1 protein-coding gene is annotated in these 1340 nt (G+C 61.9%); it reads right to left on the bottom strand.

What is annotated here, in order from left to right:
* Positions 1-183: 183 nt before the first annotated feature.
* Positions 184-1284 (bottom strand): IS4 family transposase, encoded by a 1101-nt coding sequence (locus tag QQL87_RS37210; protein ID WP_284424095.1) that lies wholly within the window; start codon positions 1282-1284, stop codon positions 184-186.
* Between the last annotated feature and the right edge of the window lie 56 nt (positions 1285-1340).

Below are 1340 nucleotides of genomic sequence, written 5' to 3' on the forward strand. Positions count from 1 at the left end.
CCCATAGGCGCTAAGATAGTTTTAGCATCATTTGATAGCGACGTTTTCTTCTCGGTGGCTCTCGGAGGTGACGGCGAAGGGGGGATTTTGAGCGGCGAAGGCGGGTGATGGTGGGCTGCGGGATGATGGCCTGTAACAACGAGGACATGAGTTGTCGCAGCAATCGCCAGCCGCCCGGACGCGTTAAGCGGCTTGGGCCGAGCGGGGAGAGTCCTCGAGTTCGTCGACGAGCGGCTCGAGCAGGAGAATGATGAGAAGATGTGCGAGGATGTGCGGTCTGGCGGACCGCTCGTCGGCTCCAGGCGGCCCCTTCAGGCCGATCACGCTCTTCAGCCGCTTGAAGCCCAGTTCGATCCGCCAGCGCAGGCGGTAGAGAGCGAGTACATCTTCCGTTGGGAAGTCATCTGGAGCAAGTGAGGTCATCAGGATGACCCAGTCGGCGGCTTCGAGTGTCTGCTTGGAGAGCGTATGACCTCCCTTCCTCGCGGCCAGCTTTGCCTTGCGTCGCGCTGCGGCGGCAGCGTCCTGGGGCTTCTTGATTGCAACCAGGCGCACCGCAAGAGGTGCGCCCCGCCTGGGCTTGATCCAAATCGGACGATCGATCAGACCGCGTTTTGCCGCTTTGCGCAGTTCGGCGACGAGGTCGAGCGCGCGGCCTGCACAATCCCGCCAGCGTGCGCCCTTCCAACCAGCCCGGATGACGAAGTCAGCACCAAGCCGGATCAGGTTGGCCATGCGCTCCGGCTGGAGATAGGCCCGATCGGCAATTCGGATCTCGCCTGGAACCGCCGGCACCCGATCCAGCGTCTCGCCTTCGTGCTGATCGGTCAGTTCGAAGTGGCCAAAACGCTCACGCGGAAGATCGAAGGCGCTGTGAATGCGAAAGACCTCGTTCTTGGTCTTTCCCTGCCGGCCCTTCTTCGGCACCGTGGTCGCATCAATGATGCGGATCAAACGACCTCGGCTCCTCTTTGGGGCAGCGGAGGCAAGGGCCTGCCCCACCAGCAGCGCCAACCAATCCCCGCACTGGCGCAAGCGATACAGCAGAGCCACGTTGGAGATATCGACCAAGCCGACCGACGTCGCCCAGGCCGCGGTCAACCGCAGTCCTTGCTCGCCAAGGCAATAGGCCAGGATCAAGCGCAGCAGATCGACTGCATTGCGGATCTCGCGCGGCCGCACGAAAGCTTTCGTCTCGCGCGCCGTATGGTCGAGAGCCTGTGGCCCGCCAAGCCGGGCCACCACGCTCGTCCAATCTTGGTTCACAAGCGCTTCACTTCTCATTCCATGTTGGAATCACAACTGATTCTTCGCCGCAAGTCTATTTTAGCGCCTATGGG

The organism is Bradyrhizobium sp. SSBR45G (genome assembly GCF_030159255.1).
In the GTDB taxonomy this organism is placed as follows: domain Bacteria; phylum Pseudomonadota; class Alphaproteobacteria; order Rhizobiales; family Xanthobacteraceae; genus Bradyrhizobium.

Excerpts from the sequence above, each read along its gene's own strand:
- QQL87_RS37210 (WP_284424095.1), bottom strand. The coding sequence starts at position 1,284 with ATGAGAAGTGAAGCGCTTGTGAACCAAGATTGGACGAGCGTGGTGGCC.